General features: G+C 69.6%; 20 protein-coding genes. 12 read left to right on the top strand and 8 right to left on the bottom strand.

Going from position 1 to position 18,660, the window contains the following annotated elements; translation table 11 throughout:
- Window positions 1–60 precede the first annotated feature (60 nt).
- The 4 genes from trxB to ASV56_RS13380 are packed head-to-tail and all read left to right on the top strand — an operon-like array spanning window position 61 to window position 3,367.
- Window positions 61–1,071, top strand: a complete 1,011-nt coding sequence (gene trxB / locus ASV56_RS13395; RefSeq protein WP_062562573.1) for a thioredoxin-disulfide reductase — start codon at window positions 61–63, stop codon at window positions 1,069–1,071.
- On the top strand, window positions 1,068–1,724 hold the full coding sequence (locus tag ASV56_RS13390) for a bifunctional sulfate adenylyltransferase/adenylylsulfate kinase (protein ID WP_062562572.1): 657 nt from the start codon (window positions 1,068–1,070) through the stop codon (window positions 1,722–1,724). The genes trxB and ASV56_RS13390 overlap by 4 nt, the downstream gene beginning before the upstream one ends.
- A 60-nt stretch (window positions 1,725–1,784) precedes the next feature.
- A complete protein-coding gene (locus tag ASV56_RS13385) occupies window positions 1,785–2,564 on the top strand; it encodes a hypothetical protein (protein ID WP_062562571.1) in 780 nt (259 codons plus the stop codon).
- Window positions 2,561–3,367 (top strand): hypothetical protein, encoded by an 807-nt coding sequence (locus ASV56_RS13380; RefSeq protein WP_062562570.1) that lies wholly within the window; start codon window positions 2,561–2,563, stop codon window positions 3,365–3,367. Before ASV56_RS13385 ends, ASV56_RS13380 begins: the two co-directional genes overlap by 4 nt.
- A 6-nt stretch (window positions 3,368–3,373) precedes the next feature.
- Here the strand turns inward: ASV56_RS13380 and ASV56_RS13375 are convergent, their stop codons facing one another.
- The 3 genes from ASV56_RS13375 to ASV56_RS13365 form a co-directional block, all read right to left on the bottom strand.
- Window positions 3,374–4,099 carry a Crp/Fnr family transcriptional regulator gene (locus tag ASV56_RS13375; RefSeq protein ID WP_062562569.1) on the bottom strand — a complete coding sequence of 242 codons (726 nt, stop codon included), beginning with the start codon at window positions 4,097–4,099 and terminating at the stop codon, window positions 3,374–3,376.
- 260 nt (window positions 4,100–4,359) lie between these two features.
- Window positions 4,360–4,596: a DUF1150 domain-containing protein gene (locus tag ASV56_RS13370; protein ID WP_018000854.1), complete on the bottom strand. Its 237-nt coding sequence runs from the start codon at window positions 4,594–4,596 to the stop codon at window positions 4,360–4,362.
- A gap of 13 nt (window positions 4,597–4,609) precedes the next feature.
- Window positions 4,610–5,020: an Hsp20 family protein gene (locus ASV56_RS13365; RefSeq protein WP_018000855.1), complete on the bottom strand. Its 411-nt coding sequence runs from the start codon at window positions 5,018–5,020 to the stop codon at window positions 4,610–4,612.
- 185 nt (window positions 5,021–5,205) lie between these two features.
- Between ASV56_RS13365 and ASV56_RS13360 the strand changes: the two genes are divergently transcribed.
- The 3 genes from ASV56_RS13360 to ASV56_RS13350 are packed head-to-tail and all read left to right on the top strand — an operon-like array spanning window position 5,206 to window position 6,994.
- Entirely contained in the window at window positions 5,206–5,424 is a 219-nt protein-coding gene (locus tag ASV56_RS13360) for a YdcH family protein (protein ID WP_062562568.1), read from the top strand.
- Between the two features lie 45 nt (window positions 5,425–5,469).
- Window positions 5,470–5,958: a 5-(carboxyamino)imidazole ribonucleotide mutase gene (purE, locus tag ASV56_RS13355; protein ID WP_062562567.1), complete on the top strand. Its 489-nt coding sequence runs from the start codon at window positions 5,470–5,472 to the stop codon at window positions 5,956–5,958.
- The gene (locus ASV56_RS13350; RefSeq protein WP_062562566.1) at window positions 5,951–6,994 is read left to right on the top strand and encodes a 5-(carboxyamino)imidazole ribonucleotide synthase; all 1,044 of its coding nucleotides are present in this window, start codon (window positions 5,951–5,953) and stop codon (window positions 6,992–6,994) included. The genes purE and ASV56_RS13350 overlap by 8 nt, the downstream gene beginning before the upstream one ends.
- On the opposite strand, the gene cobD is transcribed toward ASV56_RS13350, so the two are convergent.
- Window positions 6,991–7,941, bottom strand: coding sequence for a threonine-phosphate decarboxylase CobD (gene cobD, locus ASV56_RS13345; protein ID WP_062562565.1), 951 nt, complete (start codon window positions 7,939–7,941; stop codon window positions 6,991–6,993). The genes ASV56_RS13350 and cobD overlap by 4 nt on opposite strands.
- 215 nt (window positions 7,942–8,156) lie before the next feature.
- On the opposite strand from cobD, the gene ASV56_RS13340 reads away from it, so the two are divergent.
- The 4 genes from ASV56_RS13340 to ASV56_RS13325 are packed head-to-tail and all read left to right on the top strand — an operon-like array spanning window position 8,157 to window position 11,471.
- Entirely contained in the window at window positions 8,157–8,657 is a 501-nt protein-coding gene (locus ASV56_RS13340) for a type III secretion system chaperone family protein (RefSeq protein ID WP_062562564.1), read from the top strand.
- A 39-nt stretch (window positions 8,658–8,696) separates the two neighbouring features.
- Window positions 8,697–9,500: a pyrroline-5-carboxylate reductase gene (gene proC, locus ASV56_RS13335; protein WP_062562563.1), complete on the top strand. Its 804-nt coding sequence runs from the start codon at window positions 8,697–8,699 to the stop codon at window positions 9,498–9,500.
- 14 nt (window positions 9,501–9,514) lie between these two features.
- Window positions 9,515–10,465 carry a 2-hydroxyacid dehydrogenase gene (locus ASV56_RS13330; protein WP_062562562.1) on the top strand — a complete coding sequence of 317 codons (951 nt, stop codon included), beginning with the start codon at window positions 9,515–9,517 and terminating at the stop codon, window positions 10,463–10,465.
- 46 nt (window positions 10,466–10,511) lie between these two features.
- Complete coding sequence (locus ASV56_RS13325) at window positions 10,512–11,471, top strand: magnesium transporter CorA family protein (protein ID WP_062562561.1); 960 nt, start codon at window positions 10,512–10,514, stop codon at window positions 11,469–11,471.
- On the opposite strand, the gene ASV56_RS13320 is transcribed toward ASV56_RS13325, so the two are convergent.
- Window positions 11,468–12,142: a DUF1045 domain-containing protein gene (locus ASV56_RS13320; protein ID WP_062562560.1), complete on the bottom strand. Its 675-nt coding sequence runs from the start codon at window positions 12,140–12,142 to the stop codon at window positions 11,468–11,470. The two genes, ASV56_RS13325 and ASV56_RS13320, sit on opposite strands and share 4 nt — an antisense overlap.
- A gap of 85 nt (window positions 12,143–12,227) precedes the next feature.
- Here ASV56_RS13320 and ASV56_RS13315 point away from each other — a divergent pair, with 85 nt between their 5' ends.
- Window positions 12,228–13,298 (top strand): DUF475 domain-containing protein, encoded by a 1,071-nt coding sequence (locus tag ASV56_RS13315; RefSeq protein WP_062562559.1) that lies wholly within the window; start codon window positions 12,228–12,230, stop codon window positions 13,296–13,298.
- A 239-nt stretch (window positions 13,299–13,537) separates the two neighbouring features.
- On the opposite strand, the gene ASV56_RS13310 is transcribed toward ASV56_RS13315, so the two are convergent.
- From ASV56_RS13310 to cobT, 3 genes are all read right to left on the bottom strand, one after another.
- Window positions 13,538–15,355 (bottom strand): aminopeptidase P family protein, encoded by a 1,818-nt coding sequence (locus ASV56_RS13310; protein WP_062562558.1) that lies wholly within the window; start codon window positions 15,353–15,355, stop codon window positions 13,538–13,540.
- 42 nt (window positions 15,356–15,397) lie between these two features.
- Window positions 15,398–16,663, bottom strand: a complete 1,266-nt coding sequence (epsE, locus tag ASV56_RS13305; protein ID WP_062562557.1) for an exopolysaccharide biosynthesis GT4 family glycosyltransferase EpsE — start codon at window positions 16,661–16,663, stop codon at window positions 15,398–15,400.
- 80 nt (window positions 16,664–16,743) lie between these two features.
- The gene (gene cobT / locus ASV56_RS13300; protein ID WP_062562556.1) at window positions 16,744–18,606 is read right to left on the bottom strand and encodes a cobaltochelatase subunit CobT; all 1,863 of its coding nucleotides are present in this window, start codon (window positions 18,604–18,606) and stop codon (window positions 16,744–16,746) included.
- Between the last annotated feature and the right edge of the window lie 54 nt (window positions 18,607–18,660).

The following is an 18,660-nucleotide window of genomic DNA, read 5'->3' as shown; positions in this document are numbered from 1 at the left end:
GATTGCATGAGGCGGCGGGGGTGATTACCTAGGCGGCGCAACGCGAAAGGTCCACATCCCATGTCACATGCCGCCGAAAGCCCCGATGCCGTGCTGCCCGCCCATACCCGGGTGCTGATCGTGGGTTCGGGCCCGGCGGGATATACCGCCGCCGTCTATGCCGCGCGCGCCATGCTGAGCCCGGTGCTGATCCAGGGCATGCAGCCCGGCGGCCAGCTGACCATCACCACCGAGGTCGAGAACTGGCCCGGCGAGACCGAGATCCAGGGCCCCGACCTGATGGTGAAGATGGAGGCCCACGCCCGCGCCATGGGCTCGCGCATCTTCATCGACACGGTGACCAGGCTGGACCTGCAGGTGCGGCCCTTTGTCGCGACGCTGGATTCCGGCGCGCGCCTGACCGCCGATGCCGTGATCCTGGCCACCGGCGCCCAGGCGCGCTGGCTGGGCCTGCCGAGCGAGGAGAAGTTCAAGGGCTTCGGCGTCTCGGCCTGCGCCACTTGCGACGGCTTCTTCTATCGCGGCCGCGAGGTGGTGGTGATCGGCGGCGGCAATACCGCGGTCGAAGAGGCGCTGTTCCTGACCAATTTCGCCAGCAAGGTGACGCTGGTGCATCGCCGCGACAGCCTGCGGGCCGAGAAGATCCTGCAGGAGCGGCTGTTCCGCCATCCCAAGGTCTCGGTCCTGTGGGACCACGCGCTGGCCGAGGTCGAAGGCACCGAGGCGCCGCTGGGCGTCACCGGGGTGCGGGTGCGTCATGTCACGTTGGGGACCGAGCAGGTGATCCCGGCGGACGGGGTCTTCATCGCCATCGGCCATGCGCCGGCGTCCGAGCTGGTCGCGGCGCAGCTGGAGCTGCACAACGGCGGCTATGTGAAGGTCGAGCCGGGCACGACCCGGACCTCGATCCCCGGCGTGTTCGCGGCGGGCGACCTGACCGATCACATCTATCGCCAGGCGGTGACCAGCGCCGGCATGGGCTGCATGGCGGCGCTGGATGCCGAGCGCTGGCTGGCCGAGCATGACATGGCCGGCGCGCCGAACCCGCACGCGGCCGAGATCCCGGCGTGAGCGGCTTTGCCCCGCTGCCCGAGCTTTACGTCACCGAGGCCGCCGCCGAGGGCTTGCGCAATGAGGCCACCCGGCGGTTGCAATGGCGGCTGACGCCCGGGCAGATGCGCGATCTGGGCCTGCTGATGGACGGCGCCATGCTGCCCCTGCGCGGCTATCTGGGCGAGGCGGATCACGCGGCGGTGCTGGCGGAGGGGCGGCTGGCCTCGGGGGCGTTCTGGCCGCTGGCGCTGGTGCTGGAGGTCTCGGACGGTTTCGCCCATGACCTGGAGACCGGCGAGGATATCGCGCTCTGCGGCCCGGACGGGGCGGTGCTGGCGATGATGTCGGTGACCGACCGCTGGGGTGCGGGGCCGGTGCGGCTGGGCGGGCGCGTCAAGGGGCTGGCGCCGGTGCCGGGACGCGACGGCGCGCTGACGCCCAATGCGCTGCGGGCGCGGTTCCGCGACCTTGGCGCGGGCCGGGTGGTGGCGGAGCTGGGCGAGGGCGTGGTGCTGCGTCCCGATGCGGGCGAGGCTGTGGTGCTGCCGGTCACCGGCGCGGCCGCCTGGCAGGCCATTGCGGCGCGCAACCATGGCGCCACGCATCTGGCGACCGGCGGCGACGCGGCGCTGCGGCGGCTCGCGGCCGAGGTCGGGCTTGAAGCCGCCTAGCCGCGCGTTGACCGGAACGGGGGCATCGCCTATCGCTGGGCCAGCAACATGAGAGCGCCGATGACCGAGCCCGTCCTGATCCTGACCATGAAATGGGGCACCCTCTATGGGGCCGAGGACGTGAACCGGCTGGCGCGGCAGGTGCGCCGCCACCTGGCGCGGCCGCATCGCTTCATCTGCTTCACCGATGATGCGCAGGGCATCGACCCGGGCGTCGAGGCGCTGCCCCTGCCGGAGCTGGGCCTGCCGCCCGGCCATGGCGACACGCGCTGGCGCAAGCTGGCGCTGTTCCGTCGCGACTTGGGCGGCTTTGCCGGTGCCACGGCGCTGTTTCTGGACCTGGACCTGGTGGTCGTCGACGATCTGGCGCCGTTCTTCGATCTGCCGGGCGATTTCTTCATCATTCGCGACGACGACCTGTTCCGGCCGAAGCCGCTGCGCAAGGTGAACCCGGCGCGCGACCGCTTCCTGCATTCGGTGGGCAATTCCTCGGTCTTTCGCTATGAGGTGGGGGCGCATGGCTATATCCTCGACGCCTATCTGGCCGATCCGGGGGCGGCGACCGCGAATTACGAGATCAGCCAGCAGTTCCAGAGCGCGCAGCTGGCGGCGCATGGCAACCTGCATTACTGGCCGCAGGGCTGGTGCGTCAGCTTCAAGAACGACTGCGTGCCGCGCAACCTGCTGAGCTATCTGTCGGATCCGAAGCTGCCCGCGGGGGCGAAGATCGTGCTGTTCGCCGGCGCGCCGAAGATGGAGGACGTCTTTGCCGGGCGCGGGCATAAATGGTATCGCCGCATCGGCAATATCGACTGGCTGCGAAAGGCCTGGCAGGGATGATCGCGGATGCCTTCCGGCGCCTGAAGCAGGCCCGGCGCATCAGGACGGCCGAGGCCGAGATCCTGGCCCGGCGCATCGCTCCGCGGCCGCACGGGCTGGACGCGCCGCTGGTGGTCAGCCTGACCAGCTATCCCGCGCGTTTCGCGGCGCTGGAACTGGTGCTGCGCTCGATCCTGACGCAAAGCGTGGCGGCGGATCGGGTCATCCTGTGGCTGGACGCGGGCGACGAGGACCGGCTGCCGCCCGGCGTCCGCGCCCTGGGGGTCGAGGTGCGGGTCTGCCCGAACTGGCGCAGCTACAAGAAGATCGTGCCGACCCTGGCCGAGGCGCCCGAGGCCTATGTCGTCACCGCCGACGACGATGTCCATTACCGCGCCGACTGGCTGGCGGGGCTGGTCGCCCGGGCCGCGGCGGGGGTGGTCTGCCACCGCGCGCATCGGGTGCTGCTGCGGGACGGCCGCCCGGCCCCCTATGGCGACTGGCAGCGCAATATCGGCGCGCCCGAGGCCGGGCCGCTGGTGTTTCCGACCGGGGTCGGCGGCGTGCTCTATGCGCCGGGCGTGTTCCATCCCGACGTGACCGATGCCGAACTGTTCCAGCGGCTGGCGCCCTCGGCCGACGATGTGTGGCTGTACTGGATGCACCGGCTGCGGGGCTCGCGGCCGGAAAAGATCGGCGGGCGCTATCGCATCATCGAATGGCCGGGCTCGCAGGCGCAGAACCTGCGCGCCGGCAACCTGGCGGGCGACGGCAACGACCGTGCCGTGGCGGCGATGCTGGCGCATTACGGCTTTCCGGGCTGAGGCCGCCTAGACCAGCTGCTTGTGGGTCAGCCGGCCCGGATCCAGCACCCGGATCATGCCGCGCCCCATCTCGATGATGCGCTGGTCGCGCAGCTGCGCCAGCGTGCGGTTCACCGTCTGGCGCGTGCAGCCGGCGAGCAGCGCGATCTGCGACTGGCTGATGTGGATCACGGCCCGGTCGCTGCTGAGCCGCAAGAGGTGCAGGCAGATGCGCGCCTCGGCCGGATAGAACTGGGCGATGGCGTGCAACCGGTTGTCGCGCACCAGCCGGCCATGCAGGATGGCGGCGAAATTCTTCAGCAGCCGCTGGGCCGAGACATATTTCATCAGCAGCGCCTCGTTGAAGATCAGCAGCTTGCTGTCCGGCAGCGCGCGGCAGCTCGCGGCGCAGGTCTTGCCCGAGAACAGCTCGACCTCGCCCATCACCTCGCCTGGGCCCGCGACATGGGCGAGCACGGTATTGCCGTTCACGTCGACGAAGGTCACCTCGACCCGGCCCTCGACGATCAGATAGGCGGCATAGGCTTCTTCGCCCTGGCGCAGGATCTCGGCCCCCTGCGGATAGGCGCGCGGCGTGCATTCGGCGTAAAAGGCGCGGCGGCGTTCCGGGGACAGGCCGTCCAGCAGGTCGGGCAGCAGGTTGTCCCAGCGCGCATAGGGAAACCAGGGCAGGCCGTGATGCGGGTCGCGCGCGGTTCGGCCGCGCGAGGTCTCGCCTGTCGTCTTCTGCAAAACGGCGCCTCCCGAACCAGCCTGTCGTGATGGTAGGGATAGATCGCACAAGACCGGCCTGAAAGGAACAAAAAACCCGCAACATTGCGGGCAGGCCGGTCTACGCGCCAGGGGATCCGCACTCATGACCCGACGCAAACGATAATGGATCCCCAGACGTGTCTTCTGATTTAGCGGATTTCAGCCGGAATTGTGTCACCTACCGGACATTCGCTGCGGAAAAATTCATCGGTCGTCAATTTCTCCGCACCGCAAGGGGGTCAGTGGACGCTCACCGGCGTCAGCTCGTTCTGGCGCGCCAGCATGAAGGCCAAGCTGCGGTCCTTGACCAGGGCCAGCCGCTCGCCGTCGATGCCATGCACGGCATAGAGCGCATCGACGCCGGGCACCTGGCGGCGCACCTCGTCGGGCAGCGTGTCCATGGCCACGCGGCGGATGTAGACGGTGTTGCCGGTGCTGTCGTTCAGCGCCGATCCGAAATCGAATTTCTCGTTCATGGGCGATCCCCTTTCACTTGCGGCTGATCGGTATGGTCTGGACGATGCTGTCGGGCACCGCGCGGCGCAGGTCTATGTCCAGGAGCCCGTTTTCCAGCCGAGCCGCCACCACCTCGACGCCATCGGCCAGCACGAAGCTGCGCTGGAAGGCGCGGGCGGCGATGCCGCGGTGCAGGAACACCCGCTCATCCTCGGGTTCGGCCTGGCGGCCGCGAATCACCAGCTGGCGATCCTCGAGCGTGATGGCCAGGTCGTCCTCGGAAAAACCGGCGACGGCCAGGGTGATGCGGAAGCCGTTCGGCCCCTGGTGTTCGATATTGTAGGGCGGATAGCCCTCGGCGCCCTTGGCGGCGCGTTCGGCCAAGCGCTCCAACTGGTCGAACCCCAGCAGGAACGGATGAGCGGCCAGACTGATCTTGGTCATTCGCCAAGCCCTTTACATCAAAGCGACTGTCGGCCGGACCCCGGAACGGCGATCCGGCAGGACCAATATGTGAACGCGGCCGGCGCTCCGCAAGGGGCGGCGCCCGCGTTAACCCCGATTGGCAAAGCCATTAACACCGCGGTATCGGTGCGTTATAACCAATCGAGTCCAGCCCGAGGCCCGACATGAACGCCCAACACGAGATGTCCCACGAAGAGATCGCGCGCGCCCGGCTCGAGGTGCTTCGTCGCGAACATCGCGACCTGGACGAGGCCATTGCCGCGCTGGTCAACCAGTCGCTGACCCATTCGCTGACGCTGCAGCGGCTGAAGAAGCAGAAGCTGGTGCTGAAGGACCGCATCGCCCGGCTCGAGGACGAGCTGACCCCCGACATCATCGCCTGATTGCATCCGGGGACCGCCCGCGCTAGGGCGGGAAAAAAGGGGGCGATGATGGAAAAACCCGTCGGAATCATCATGGGCAGCCAGTCCGACTGGCCCACCATGCGCGAGGCGGCCGCGATCCTGGACGAGCTGGGCATCGGCTATGAGACGCGCATCGTCAGCGCCCATCGCACGCCCGACCGGCTGTGGGATTACGGCAAGACGGCGGTGGCGCGGGGCCTGCGGGTCATCATCGCCGGCGCCGGCGGGGCGGCGCATCTGCCGGGCATGATGGCCAGCAAGACCCGGGTGCCGGTGATCGGCGTGCCGGTTCAGACCAAGGCGCTGTCCGGCGTCGATTCGCTTTATTCCATCCTGCAGATGCCCAAGGGCTATCCGGTCGCGACCATGGCGATCGGCGCCGCCGGCGCGGCCAATGCCGGGCTGATGGCGGCGGGCATCCTGGCGATTGCGGATCCCGATCTGGCGGCGCGGCTGGAGGCCTGGCGCCAGGCGCTGAGCGATTCCATTCCCGAGGAGCCGAAAGATGAGTGAACTGCCGCAAGGATCGGTGATCGGCATCCTGGGCGGCGGCCAGCTGGGGCGGATGCTGTCCGTCGCCGCCAGTCGCCTCGGCTACCGCTGCCATGTCTACGAGCCGGGCGCGGCCCCCGCCGGCGACGTGGCGCATCGGGTGACGAATGCGCCCTATGAGGACGAGGCGGCGCTGCGGGCATTCGCCGACGCGGTCGATGTCATCACCTATGAATTCGAGAACGTGCCGACCTCGGCGCTGGACCTGCTGGAATCGCTGCGCCCAATCCGGCCCAATCGCCGGGCGCTGGCGGTGTCGCAGGACCGGCTGACCGAGAAGGATTTCCTGTCGGGCATCGGGCTGCGCACCGCGCCCTATCGCAACGTGGAAACCGAGGCCGATCTGCCTGCCGCGCTGGCGGCGCTGGGGGTGCCGGCGATCCTGAAGACCCGGCGCATGGGCTATGACGGCAAGGGCCAGATCCGGTTTTCGGATGCCGGCCAGCGCGACTGGACGGGCGCGCCTTCGGTGCTGGAGGGGTTCGTGGAGTTCTCGGCCGAGATCAGCGTCATCGTCGCGCGCGGCGCCGACGGCCAGGTCGCGGCCTATGATCCGGGCCTGAACGTGCATCGCGAGGGCATCCTGCGCACCACCACCGTGCCCTGCGGCCTGCCGGCGAGCCTGTTGACCGATGCGGTGCTGATGGCGGCGAAGATCGTCAATGCGCTGGATTATGTCGGCGTCATGGGGGTCGAGCTGTTCGTGACGCCGCAAGGGTTGGTGGTGAACGAGATCGCGCCGCGGGTGCACAACTCGGGGCATTGGACCCAGGCGGGCTGCGCCGTGGACCAGTTCGAGCAGCATATCCGCGCCGTTGCCGGCCTGCCGCTGGGCGACGGCCAACGCTATGCCGATGTCGAGATGGAGAACCTGATCGGCGACGACATCCTGCGCCTGCCCGAGCTTTTGCGTCGCCCGCGCACGCAGCTGCATCTTTACGGCAAGGGCGAGGCGCGCCCCGGCCGCAAGATGGGCCACGTCAACCGGCTGCGCTAAAGCGCCGCCGCCACGCGGTCGAACTCCTCGCGGCTGCCGGGGATGCCGAGGCGGATCCAGTGCGGATGCCAGGGAAAGATCCGGCTCCAGATCCCGGCGCGGGCCAGCCGGCCCTGCGCCGCGGTGGCGTCGGGCGTCTGGTAGAGCCGGAACAGATGCGTGCCGCCGACCAGCGGCCAATGCGGCGTCACGATCTGGTCGAGATGCAGCGCCGCCTCGGAGAGCCAGGTCACGGTGTCGGCGTGCCAGGCGTCGTCCGCCAGCGCCTGGGTGCCGATCTGGATCGCCGGGCCCGAGACGCTCCAGGGTCCGGCACGCTGCGCCAGCCGGGCCAGCAGCTCGGGCTCGCCCAGGGCAAAGCCCAGCCGCAGCCCCGCCAGGCCCCAGAACTTGCCGAAGGAGCGCAGCACGGTCACATTCGCCGGCCGTCGGCCTGCGACCGAGAGGTCGGGCCGGGCATCGGCAAAGCTTTCGTCCACCACCAGATGCGTGACCATGCCGGCGATCTCGGCGATCTCGGCGGGGGTGAAGCTGCGCCCGTCCGGGTTGTTCGGGTTCACGATCACCGCGAGATCGGCGGCGGCCAGCCGCAGCGGATCGGTGACCTGCTGCACCTGCCAGCCGGCGGCGGAAAGGCTGGCCGCGTGCTCGTTATAGGTCGGCGACAGCACCGCCGCGCGATGGCCCATCAGCACATGCGGCAGAAGCTGGATCGCCGCCGAGGCGCCGGCGAGCGCTAGCACCTGATCCGCCGGGCAGCCGAATCGGGCGGCGGCCGCTGCGTGCAACGCGGTCCTGTCGGCCTCGGTCGGCAGCGCCGTCAGGGCATGGGCGGAGAGCGGCCCGGCCGGCCAGGGCCGGCGGTTGATCCCGGTCGAGAGGTCGATCCAATCCCCGGTGCCAAAGCGGCCCGCCGCCCGGTCGATGTCGCCGCCATGGTCCCGCATCCGTCGCCCTCCCGCCGTTTCCGGCGCCGGTTGAAGCCCGGCCGCGTGCTGCGGTCAAGCGCCGGACCGGCGCCGGTAACGGAATTTTCGCTTTACACCCTCATGGAACCGCACCACGATATATGGTAGGCGCACCGGGCAAGGCACGCCGGGTGTAGTCCGGGCCACAAAGGGTTGGGGATAACTCCAACCCGCAGTCAGGCAGGGGACAGGACATGGCACAGTTGGATTTCATCCACAGCGAGGACATCCATCCCATCGATATCGTCGAGACGGTCGCCGCCCATCACGAATGGGATTTCGACCGGCTGGCCGAGGATCAGATCGCCATGGCGGTCGAGGGGCAATGGCGCAGCTATTCCATCACCCTGGCCTGGTCGGGCCGCGACGAGGTGCTGCGGCTGATCTGCACCTTCGACATGGATCCGCCGGCCGAGAAGCTGCCGGCGCTCTATGAGGTGCTGAACCTGGCCAACGACCAGGTCTGGGACGGCGGCTTCACCTTCTGGGCGCCGCAGAAGCTGATGGTCTGGCGCTACGGTCTGGTGCTGGCCGGCGAGGCCATCGCGCTGCCGTCGCAGATCGACCAGATGATCCGCAACGCGGTCGAGAATGCCGAGCGCTTCTATCCCTGTTTCCAGCTGGCCTGCTGGGGCGATGCCTCGCCCGAGGCGGCCATGGACATCGCCCTGTCCGAGGCCTACGGTCGCGCCTGATTTTCGCCGCGGGGCGCGGGGCAGGCAGGGGGCCAGGGCATGGATTTTTCGGATGTGAAAGCGCGCGGGCTGGTGCTGGTCGGCTGCGGCCGCATGGGCGGCGCGCTGCTGGACGGCTGGCTGAAGAACGGGCTTGCGGCGGGTTCGGTGCATGTGCTGGACCCGAATCCCCGGGCGGAACTGTCGGATCTGGGTATTTCCGTAAACGGAAAGTTGCCGGAGCACCCCGCCGTGCTGGTGATCGCCGTGAAGCCGCAGATGATGGCGGATGTGCTACCGCGCTTGGCGGTCGGGGCCGATACGCTGGTCGTCTCGGTCGCGGCGGGGGTGACGATCGCCGCCTATGAGGCGGCGTTTCCGGCATCAACCGTGGTGCGGGCGATGCCGAACACCCCGGCGGCCATCGGCCAGGGCATCACCGCGATCATCGGCAACGCCAAGGCCGGTCCGGCGCAGATGGACCTGGCCGAGGCGCTGATGGGCGCGGTTGGCCGCGTCGTGCGGCTTCGGGACGAATCGCAGATGGATGCGGTGACGGCGCTGTCGGGCTCGGGCCCGGCCTATGTCTTTCACATGATCGAGGCCATGGCGGCGGCCGGCGCGGCCGAGGGCCTGTCGCCCGAGCTGTCGCTGGCCCTGGCGCGCGCCACCGTCGCCGGTGCCGGCGCCCTGGCCGTGGCCGAGGACCAGGATCCCGCCAAGCTGCGCGAGAACGTCACCTCGCCCGGCGGCACCACGGCGGCGGGCTTGCGCGAACTGATGGACGCCGAGACCGGCCTGCCGCCGCTGATGCGCCGCACCGTGGCCGCCGCCGCGGCGCGCGGCCGCGAACTGGGGAAATAAAGGGGGACGGGCCGATGAAACTTCTGGTGACGCGCCGCATGACCGACGCGGCGGAACAGGCGCTGAAGGCGCGGTTCGAAACCACGATCCTGGACCGCGACACCGGCTTCTCGCCCGAGGAGGCGGCGCAGGCGCTGGTTGATTACGACGCGATCGTGCCGACGCTGGGCGACCGCTTCATCGCCGAGGCCTTCGTCCAGGCGCCGCGCTGCCGCCTGCTGGCGAATTTCGGCGCCGGCTACAACCACATCGACGTGGCCGCCGCCGCCGCGGCCGGGGTCGCCGTGACCAACACGCCCGACGCGGTGACCGAGGCCACAGCCGACATCGCCCTGACGCTGATCCTGATGACCGCCCGCCGCGCCGGCGAGGGCGAGCGGCTGTTGCGGCGCGGCGCCTGGACCGGCTGGCAGCCGACGCAGCTTCTGGGCCGGCATGTCTCGGGCAAGACCGTGGGCATCATCGGCATGGGCCGGATCGGCAAGGCCATCGCCCGGCGCTGCCATTTCGGCTTTGGCATGGAGGTGGTGTTCCACAACCGCTCGGCCGTCTCCGCGCTGGATTTCCCGGCGCGGCAGGTCGGCGACCTGGACGAGTTGCTGGCGCTGTCGGATTTCGCCGTGGTGGCGGTGCCGGGCGGCGCCGGCACGCGGCATCTGATCGGCGCGGCCCAGCTCGAGCGGCTGGGGCCGCGCGGCATCCTGGTCAATATCGCCCGCGGCGACGTGGTCCATGAAGCGGCGCTGGTCGAGGCGCTGGCGGCGGGGCGCATCGGTGGCGCCGGGCTCGACGTCTATGAATTCGAGCCGAAGGTGGCGCCCGAACTTTGCACCATGGAGAACGTCACCCTGCTGCCGCATCTGGGCACCGCCGCCGAAGAGGTGCGCACCGCCATGGCCATGCGGGCGATGAACAACCTGCTGGCCTTCGACGAGGGCAGGGCGCTACCCGACCGGGTGAACTGACCCGGCCGGCCGGCGCTTTCACCCTGGGCGCGAGGGGGTTCGACGGATGCTTTACAGCCATATCAGCCGGGGCGCCGGGCTTTTGCCGCTGCCCGAGGGCGCGCCCCTGGACGAGGCGCTGTGGATCGACCTCTACCGGCCGCTCGATTCCCAGGTCCGCGCCGTCGCGGCGCTGGGATACGAGATCCCGACCCTGGCCGACATGGAAGAGATCGAGATCTCGAACCGGCTCTATACCGACAACGGCACCATCTACATGACCGCCGTGCTGCCGGGGCAATTGCCGGACGGCACCCAGGTCGCCATGCCGATCAGCTTCATCGTCGACGCGCACCGGCTGGTCACCGTGCGCCACCACGCCCCGCGCCCCTTCGAGACCTTCCCGACCCGCGCCGACCGCTCCAGCAGCGGCTGCGGCTCGCCGGCGCGGGTCTTCCTGGGGCTGATCGAGGAAATCATCGGCCGGCTCGCCGACCTGTCCGAAGGCGTGGCGCGCGCGCTCGACGCGACGGCGGCCAAGGTGCTGACCATGACCGCGGCCGGCGATGCGGCGTCGCTGCAGGGCTCGCTGGTGACGGTGGGCCAGCAGGCCGAGCTGATGAGCCGGGTGCGCATGGGTCTGCTGTCGATGGACCGGATCCTGGCCTATCACGCGGCGAATTCGGCGCATCAGCCGGAAAGCGCCCGGCTGCGGCCGCAGCATGCCGCGCTGCAACGCGATATCCAGGCGCTGGAGGTGCATGCCGATTTCCTGGGCTCGCGCATCGCCATGACGGTGGACGCCACCATGGGCATGATCGGCTTGCAGCAGAACGACCGGGTGCGAATCCTGTCGGTGGTGGCGGCGCTGTTCCTGCCGCCGACGCTGATCGCCAGCATCTACGGCATGAATTTTACCCATATGCCCGAGCTGGAGCTCGACTGGGGTTTTCCCATGGCGCTGGGGCTGATGGTCGGCTCGGCCGTCGTCACCTTCCTGGTGCTGAAGTGGAAGAACTGGCTCTAGCCGCGCAGGGGCAGGTCCTCGACCAGGTGGAAGAAGCCGTCCTCGGCCTCGCCCATCAGCGCCACCGCCTCGACCGGCATGGGCCGGGCGATCAGTGGCGCCAGATGCGGCGCCAAGGCCAGGCGCAGCGCCTCGGCCAAGGGCGGGGCCAGTTGGTTCGAGAGCGTCAGGTGGTACTGGAACATGTCCAGCACGAAGGGATAGCCCCAATGGTCCAGATGCGCGCGGGCTTGCGGCGGCAGGGCGTCCGGGTTGCGGCGGTCGCGCTCGGCCCCGGTCAGGGGCGCGCGAAACGCATCGAGCCGCGTCACCAGCGCCGATTCTAGCGCCAGCAGTTCGGGCGGCTGGAGGCGCGGGCGCAGCGCCAGGAAGCCCCAGTCGATGCGCGGCTCCAGCTCCAGCGCAAAGGGCGCCAGGTGGTCGCAGGCCAGCCGCAGGGCCAGGGCCAGCTCCTCGGGCCTGCGGCCTTCGGCCAGCCGGAACGGCGCCTTCAGCGTGGCGTGAAAGCCATAGCGGCGCGGTACCTCGGTCAGGGTCTCGGCCTCGGGCGGCAGGCCGTCCGGGCGCAGATGCACCAGGCCGTGGCGCGCATCCCAGCCCAGCCAGGCGCTGCCGAAATCGCCAAGCGCACCGCCGGGCAGGTGATAGACCGCATAGCGCCGGAACCGCATCGAGCACCTCCAAAGCGGGCCTTGCCTTGCCCGCCGTTGTGGCAGAGTCTATGACCTGGCCAACCGCCGCACAAGGACAGCCCGGATGAGATCGACCCTCAGCTACATGACCTGGCCCTTCATCGTGACCGGCATCGGCCTGGCGCTGGCCGCGGCCTTGGGCTGGCAATACAGCGGTACCGGCACGGGCGCGCTGGGCTTCTTCCTGATCGCGGCCATCCTCGCGGTGCTGGAAATCTCGCTGTCCTTCGACAATGCCATCGTGAACGCGCAGAAGCTGAAGCAGATGACGCCGAAATGGCAGCACCGCTTCCTGACCTGGGGCATCGTCATCGCGGTCTTCGGCATGCGGGTGATCTTTCCGCTGCTGGTGGTGGTCATCGCCGCCCGCCTCGCGCCATGGCAGGCGCTTCGCCTGGCCGCGACCCGGCCGCAGGAATATTCGCGGATCATCCACGAGGCGCACCTGCCCATCGCGGCCTTCGGCGGCGCCTTCCTGATGCTGGTGGCGCTGAACTATTTCTTCGACGAGGCAAAGGATGTCGACTGGATCAAGGGCGTCGAATCCTTCCTGCGCCGCCTGGGCGAGATCCGCGGCATGGAGATCGGCTTCGTGCTGATCTGCATGCTGGCGATCCTGCACTGGCTGCCCGATGCCAGCGAACATACCTTCATCATCGCGGCGATCTGGGGCGTGATCACCTATCTCGGCGTCGACATGCTGGGCCATGTGCTGGACCGCTGGGGCGGCGGACCGTCCTCGGGCGACATGGCGCGCGGCGGCCTCGGCGCCTTCCTCTATCTCGAGGTGCTGGATGCCTCCTTCAGCTTCGACGGCGTGATCGGCGCCTTCGCCCTGACGCAGAACCTGTTCCTGATCGCCATCGGCCTGGGTATCGGCGCGATGTATGTGCGCTCGATGACGGTGATGCTGGTCGAGCGCGGCACGCTGGCCGCCTTTCGCTATCTCGAGCACGGCGCCTTCTGGTCGATCCTGGTGCTCTCGGTGCTGATGTTCGTCCAGACCCTGCGCCCGATCCCCGAGGCCGTGACCGGCCTTCTGGGCGCCTGCTTCATCGGCATGGCCTTCATCAGCTCGGTGGCCTGGCGCCGCCGCCACCCGCAGGCCGCCCGGGAAAGCCTCGACGAAGACTGAGCCGAGGGGTCCAGCACCCCACCTCGGCCTTCTTTGCTCCCCCAAATACCCCGGCAACCGCGCCACCCGCCGGGCGGCGCCGGGTTAGCCCCTGCCGCTTCACCGTTTTCCAAATACTCCTGTGGCCGCGCCCGGATGCGCTGTCGCAGGGGTATTTCAGGAGCAAAGAAATCGTGCCATCCGACCTCGGCGCCGGCGGAGTATTTGGAAAACGGTGAAAGCGCCAGGCCGGGCGGCCGTCAGGCGCTGGCGCCCAGCGGCCGGGTTGCCAGATAGAGCCAGTCGCGGGTGGCGTCCGGGACCAGCGGCGCGATCTTGTCGAAGACCTCGGCGTGATAGGCGTCGAGCCAAGCGCGCTCGTCCTGCGACAGCAGCGCGGGGTCGATCAACCGGCGGTCGATCGGGGCAAAGGTCAGGGTCTCGAAGCCCAGCATGGCGCGGCCGTCGGCGCTTTCGCGCGGCTCGACCACGATCAGGTTCTCGATGCGGATGCCGAATGCGCCCTCGCGGTAATAGCCGGGCTCGTTCGACAGGATCATGCCGGCGGCCAGCGGGATCTCGGAGATGCGCGAGATCCGCACCGGCCCTTCGTGCACCGACAGGCCCGCACCGACGCCGTGGCCGGTGCCGTGGTCGTAGTCCATGCCCTCGGACCAGAGCGGCGCCCGCGCCAGCGCGTCGATATGCGCGCCCGCGACCCCTTGCGGGAATTGCACCCGCGACACCGCGATCATGCCTTGCAGCACCCGTGTATAGGGCCGGCGCACATCGGCATCGACCGGGCCCATCGCCAGGGTGCGGGTGATGTCGGTGGTGCCCATGGCATATTGGCCGCCGGAATCGACCAGCAGCACCTGGCCGGGCAGGATGCGCAGGTCGCTGGCGCGGCTGACATGGTAATGCGGGATCGCGGCATGCGGCCCGGTGGCCGCGATGGTGTCGAAGCTGATGTCGAGGATGCCGCCCGCCCGGCGCAGCGCCTCGAGCTTTTCCGCGACGCCGATCTCGGTCAGCGGCTGCTCGTCCAGCTGCGGGGCGCGGCTGTCGAGCCAGTGCAGCAGTTCGGTCACCGCCGCGCCGTCCAGCAGATGCGCCTCGCGCATGCCGGCGATCTCGGCCGGGTTCTTCTGCGCCTTCGGCAGGATCACCGGGTCGGGGCCTTCGGCGATGGGGGTGTTCATGCTTTCGATCAGCGTGAAGACCTGGTCCGGCGCGCTGGCCGGATCGACCCGGACGGGGCCGGAGAGATTGGTCAGCGCCGGGATCAGCGCCTCGGGCGGCAGGACCGAGACCGCGTTGCCAAGCGCCGCCCGCACCTCGGCGCCGAATTTCGCCGGATTGGCGAAGACCGCGACATGGCCGTTGTCCTCGATGATGGCAAAGCCCTGCACCACCGGGTTCCTGGGCACGTCGGCGCCGCGGATGTTCAGAAGCCAGCTCAGCGAATCGGGCAGGGTCAGCACCGCCGCGCGCTGGCCCGCCGCGCGCAGGCCGGCGGCGATGCGGGCGCGCTTGTCAGCCGCCGTCTCGCCCGCCACGGCATCGGGCCACAGCCGCACCGCGCCCACCGGCGGCTCGGGCTGGCCCTGCCAGATCGCATCGACCGGATTGTGCTCGACTGCGATCAGCGCGATGCCCGAGCCGGTCAGGCCCTGTTCCAGCGTGCGGATCTCGGCCCGCGTATGCAGCCAGGGGTCGTAGCCGATGCGGCCACCCTCGGGCAGGGCATCGCGCAGCCAGGCGGCGGGCTTCGTCTCGGGCCAGGGCACCGGGGTGAAGGCGGCGGCGTCGACCTCGGCCTTGACCTGCACGCGGTAGCGGCCGTCGATGAAGACGCCGGCGCGGTCCGGGGTGACGATGCAGAAGCCGGCGCTGCCGGTGAAGCCGGTCAGCCAGGCCAGCCGCGCGTCCCGGGCCGCGACATATTCGCCCTGATGCGCATCGGCGCGCGGCACCAGGAAGCCGTCGAGCGCGCGCGCCGCCAGTTCGCGCCGCAGCGCCTCCAGCCGGGGGGGATGCAGGGCCGGGTTGGAATCGCTGTCATAGGTCTGAAACATGGGGTTGTCCTGGGGCTGTCCTGTCGTCTTGGCCCGCCCGTCTTACCCCCGCGCGGGGCTGCGTTCCAGCGCCTCGCGCGCGCCCGGCATGGTGCGGGCCAGCCCATCGGCCACCGCTTCGGCGCTGCGGCGGTGGTGGAACGCGGCCGCGACCTTGGCGCGCGAGGCTTGCGCCAGCCGGCGCGCGTCCTCGGGGTCGGCGTAAAGCCCGGCGATCGCCTCGGCCATCACCTCGGGCGCCTCGGCCGGCACCAGGATCGCGTCCTGCCCCGAGGCGATCAGCTCGTGATTGCCGCCGACATCGGTGACGACCACCGGCATTTCCATCGCCATCGCTTCCATGATCGCGACCGAGATGCCCTCGTTCAGGCTGGCGAGCGCAAAGACATGCGCGCGCTCCAGCCCCGCGCGCACCCGGTCCTCGCTGACCGCGCCCAGAAGCGTGACGGCATCGCCAAGGCCCTTTTCGGCGATCAGCGCGTCGAGATGGCGGTGATAGCCCGAGCCGCCCTGTTCATCCTCGCCGGCGATCTCGAGCCGCGCGTCGATGCCTTGCGCGCGCAAGATCTCGACCGTGCGGATCAGGTGATCGTGGCCCTTGACCGCGTTCAGCCGGCCGCAAGAGAAAAGGCGCAGGGCCTCGCCCGGTGCCGGCGGCTGCCAGGGCGCGGCGCGGCGGATCTGCGACAGGTCCACCCCCATCGGCGCGATATTCACCACCGCCGGCAGGTCCGGGCCGATGTCGCGCTGCGCCACGCCCATCAGCAGGCGCGAGATGATGGTCGCAAACCGCGCATGGCGCCATTTCTGGCGCTGGTTCGGGCCGTAGCCCTCCAAGGTCGGGCCGTGCAGCGTCAGGCTGTAGCTGGGGCCGCCCAGGCGCTCGGCGAACATGGCGATGTTCAGGCTGTCGGCGCAGCTGTGGACATGGACATGGCGCCAGCCCTGCTCGCGCGCGATGCGCTTCAGCCGCGCGCCCATGGCGAGCAGCGCCAGCATCCGCGCCCGGCCCTTCAGCCCCGGCGCCTCGGCCGTCAGCGCCGCGCCGAAGCCACGCGCCCAGCCGCCGGGCCCCGAGCGCAGGAACTCCGTCACGATTCCCAGCGCGCCGCCCTGCAGCGGCATCAGATAGCGCGTCCGCCCCTGCGCCTCGGCAGCCCAGGCATGCGAGGCGACCTTGCGCGGCGGCGGCCGGGTCGAGACCAGGTCGGCCTCGATCCCCAGTTCGGCCAGCGCCTGCCGCTCGCGCCACAGGAAGATATGCGTCTGGCCCGGAAACTCGGGGATGAAGAAACCAATCTTGAGCACCTGAAACCCGCAACAATACCCGTCCCGGAGGAGTGGTCGCACGGGACGGGGCCGCAATCAAGCAGGCGGAAAGGACAGGCTCAGCCGGCGCGGCGCAGGTTCATGGCCCGGGCGCGCTTGCGCGGGTCGCTTTCGAACAGCGCGGCCAACTGCTCGGTCATGGCGCCGGCCAGCTGCTCGGCATCGGTGATGGTGACGGCGCGCTGGTAATAGCGCGTCACGTCATGGCCGATGCCGATGGCCAAGAGTTCCACATGCTTCTTCTTCTCGATCATGGCGATCACGTCGCGCAGGTGCTTTTCCAGGAAGTTCGCCGGGTTGACCGACAGCGTCGAATCGTCCACCGGCGCCCCGTCCGAGATCACCATCAGGATCCGGCGCTGCTCGGGCCGCCGCACCAGCCGGCGATGCGCCCATTCCAGCGCCTCGCCGTCGATGTTTTCCTTCAGGAGCCCCTCTTTCATCATCAGGCCCAGGTTCGGCCGCACCCGCCGCCAGGGCGCATCGGCGCCCTTGTAGATGATATGGCGCAGGTCGTTCAGCCGCCCCGGCTGCGCCGGCCGCCCGGCCGCCAGCCATTTCTCGCGGCTCTGCCCGCCCTTCCAGGCCCGTGTGGTGAAACCCAGGATCTCGACCTTGACCTGGCTGCGCTCCAGCGTCCGCGCCAGCACGTCGGCGCAGATCGCGGCGATGCTGATCGGCCGGCCGCGCATCGAGCCCGAGTTGTCCAGAAGCAGCGTCACCACCGTGTCGCGGAATTCGGTATCCTTCTCGACCTTGAAGCTCAGCGGCGTGGTCGGGTTCGCCACCACGCGCGCCAAGCGCCCGGCATCCAGCACGCCCTCTTCCTTGTCGAACTCCCAGCTGCGGCTCTGCTGCGCCTGCAGGCGGCGCTGCAGCTTGTTCGCCAGCCGCGAGACCGCGCCGCGCAGCGGCTCCAGCTGCTTGTCGAGATAGGCGCGCAGCCGCTCCAGCTCGGCCGGGTCGGCCAGGTCCTCGGCCCGGATCTCCTCGTCGAATTCCTGGGTATAGACCTTGTAGTCGGGGCTCGCGTCGCTGACCGGAGGCGGCAGGTCGGGCGGCGTGTCGGCCTCGGACATCTCGGCCTCGTCGGCCATTTCCTCGTCCGATTGGTCGTCCATGCTGACCTGGGCCTGACGCTCTTCCTGCGTCTGGTCCTGGCTGCGCTCGGGGCTGGCCTCGGCCTCGTCGTCGGGGTTCTGGTCGCGGGACTGGTTGTCGCCGGCCTCCTCGTCCTGTTCGGCACTCTCGTCGGATTCGTCCTCTTGCGGCTCGTCCGGGTCCTCGCCCAGCTGGTCGCCATAGCCGAGATCCGAGATCACCTTGCGCGCCAGCCGCGCGAAGGCGGCCTGGTCGGCCAGCACCTCGCGCACCTGGTCCAGATCGGCGCCGGCCTGTTCCTCGACGAAGGGGCGCCACAGGTCGGCGACATGCTGTGCTGGGCCGGGCAGGGTGCGGCCCGTCGCCGCCTGCCGCACCAGATAGCCCGCGGCGACGGCCAGCGGCGCATCGGCCGGGGCCTTGATCTGGCCATAGCCCTTGCGCTCGGCCTCCTGGCCCAGCTTGGCGTCGATGTTCGACAGCGCGCCGGGCATGTCGCGCGCACCCAGGGCCTCGCAGCGCGCCGTCTCCATCGCCTCGTAGAGGTCGCGCGCCATCGGCCCGGCGGGGACGTATTTCGCATGGGTCGAGGCGTCGTGGTGGCGCATCCGCATCGCCAGCGCATCCGCCGTGCCGCGCGCCATCAGCACCTCGTCGCGGGTCATGCGGCGGCTGACCTGCGGCAGGCGCATGGTGTCGCCCGAGACGCCCGAGGGATCGGCGCTGAAGGTCACGTTCAGCTCGTGCTCCTCGGCCATGGCGCGGGTGGCCTCGGTCAGGGCCTTCTTGAACGGATCGGCGGGGTTGTCGGATTTTTTCATGACTCGTTTCTGGGACAGATTGTCGCCTCTGTCGAGAGGTCTTGACGGAAAGTG

Source organism: Paracoccus aminovorans (assembly GCF_001546115.1).
In the GTDB taxonomy this organism is placed as follows: Bacteria; Pseudomonadota; Alphaproteobacteria; order Rhodobacterales; family Rhodobacteraceae; genus Paracoccus; species Paracoccus aminovorans_B.
Note: the sequence above shows the minus strand (reverse complement) of the source record. Positions and strands in the feature narration are given on the sequence as shown.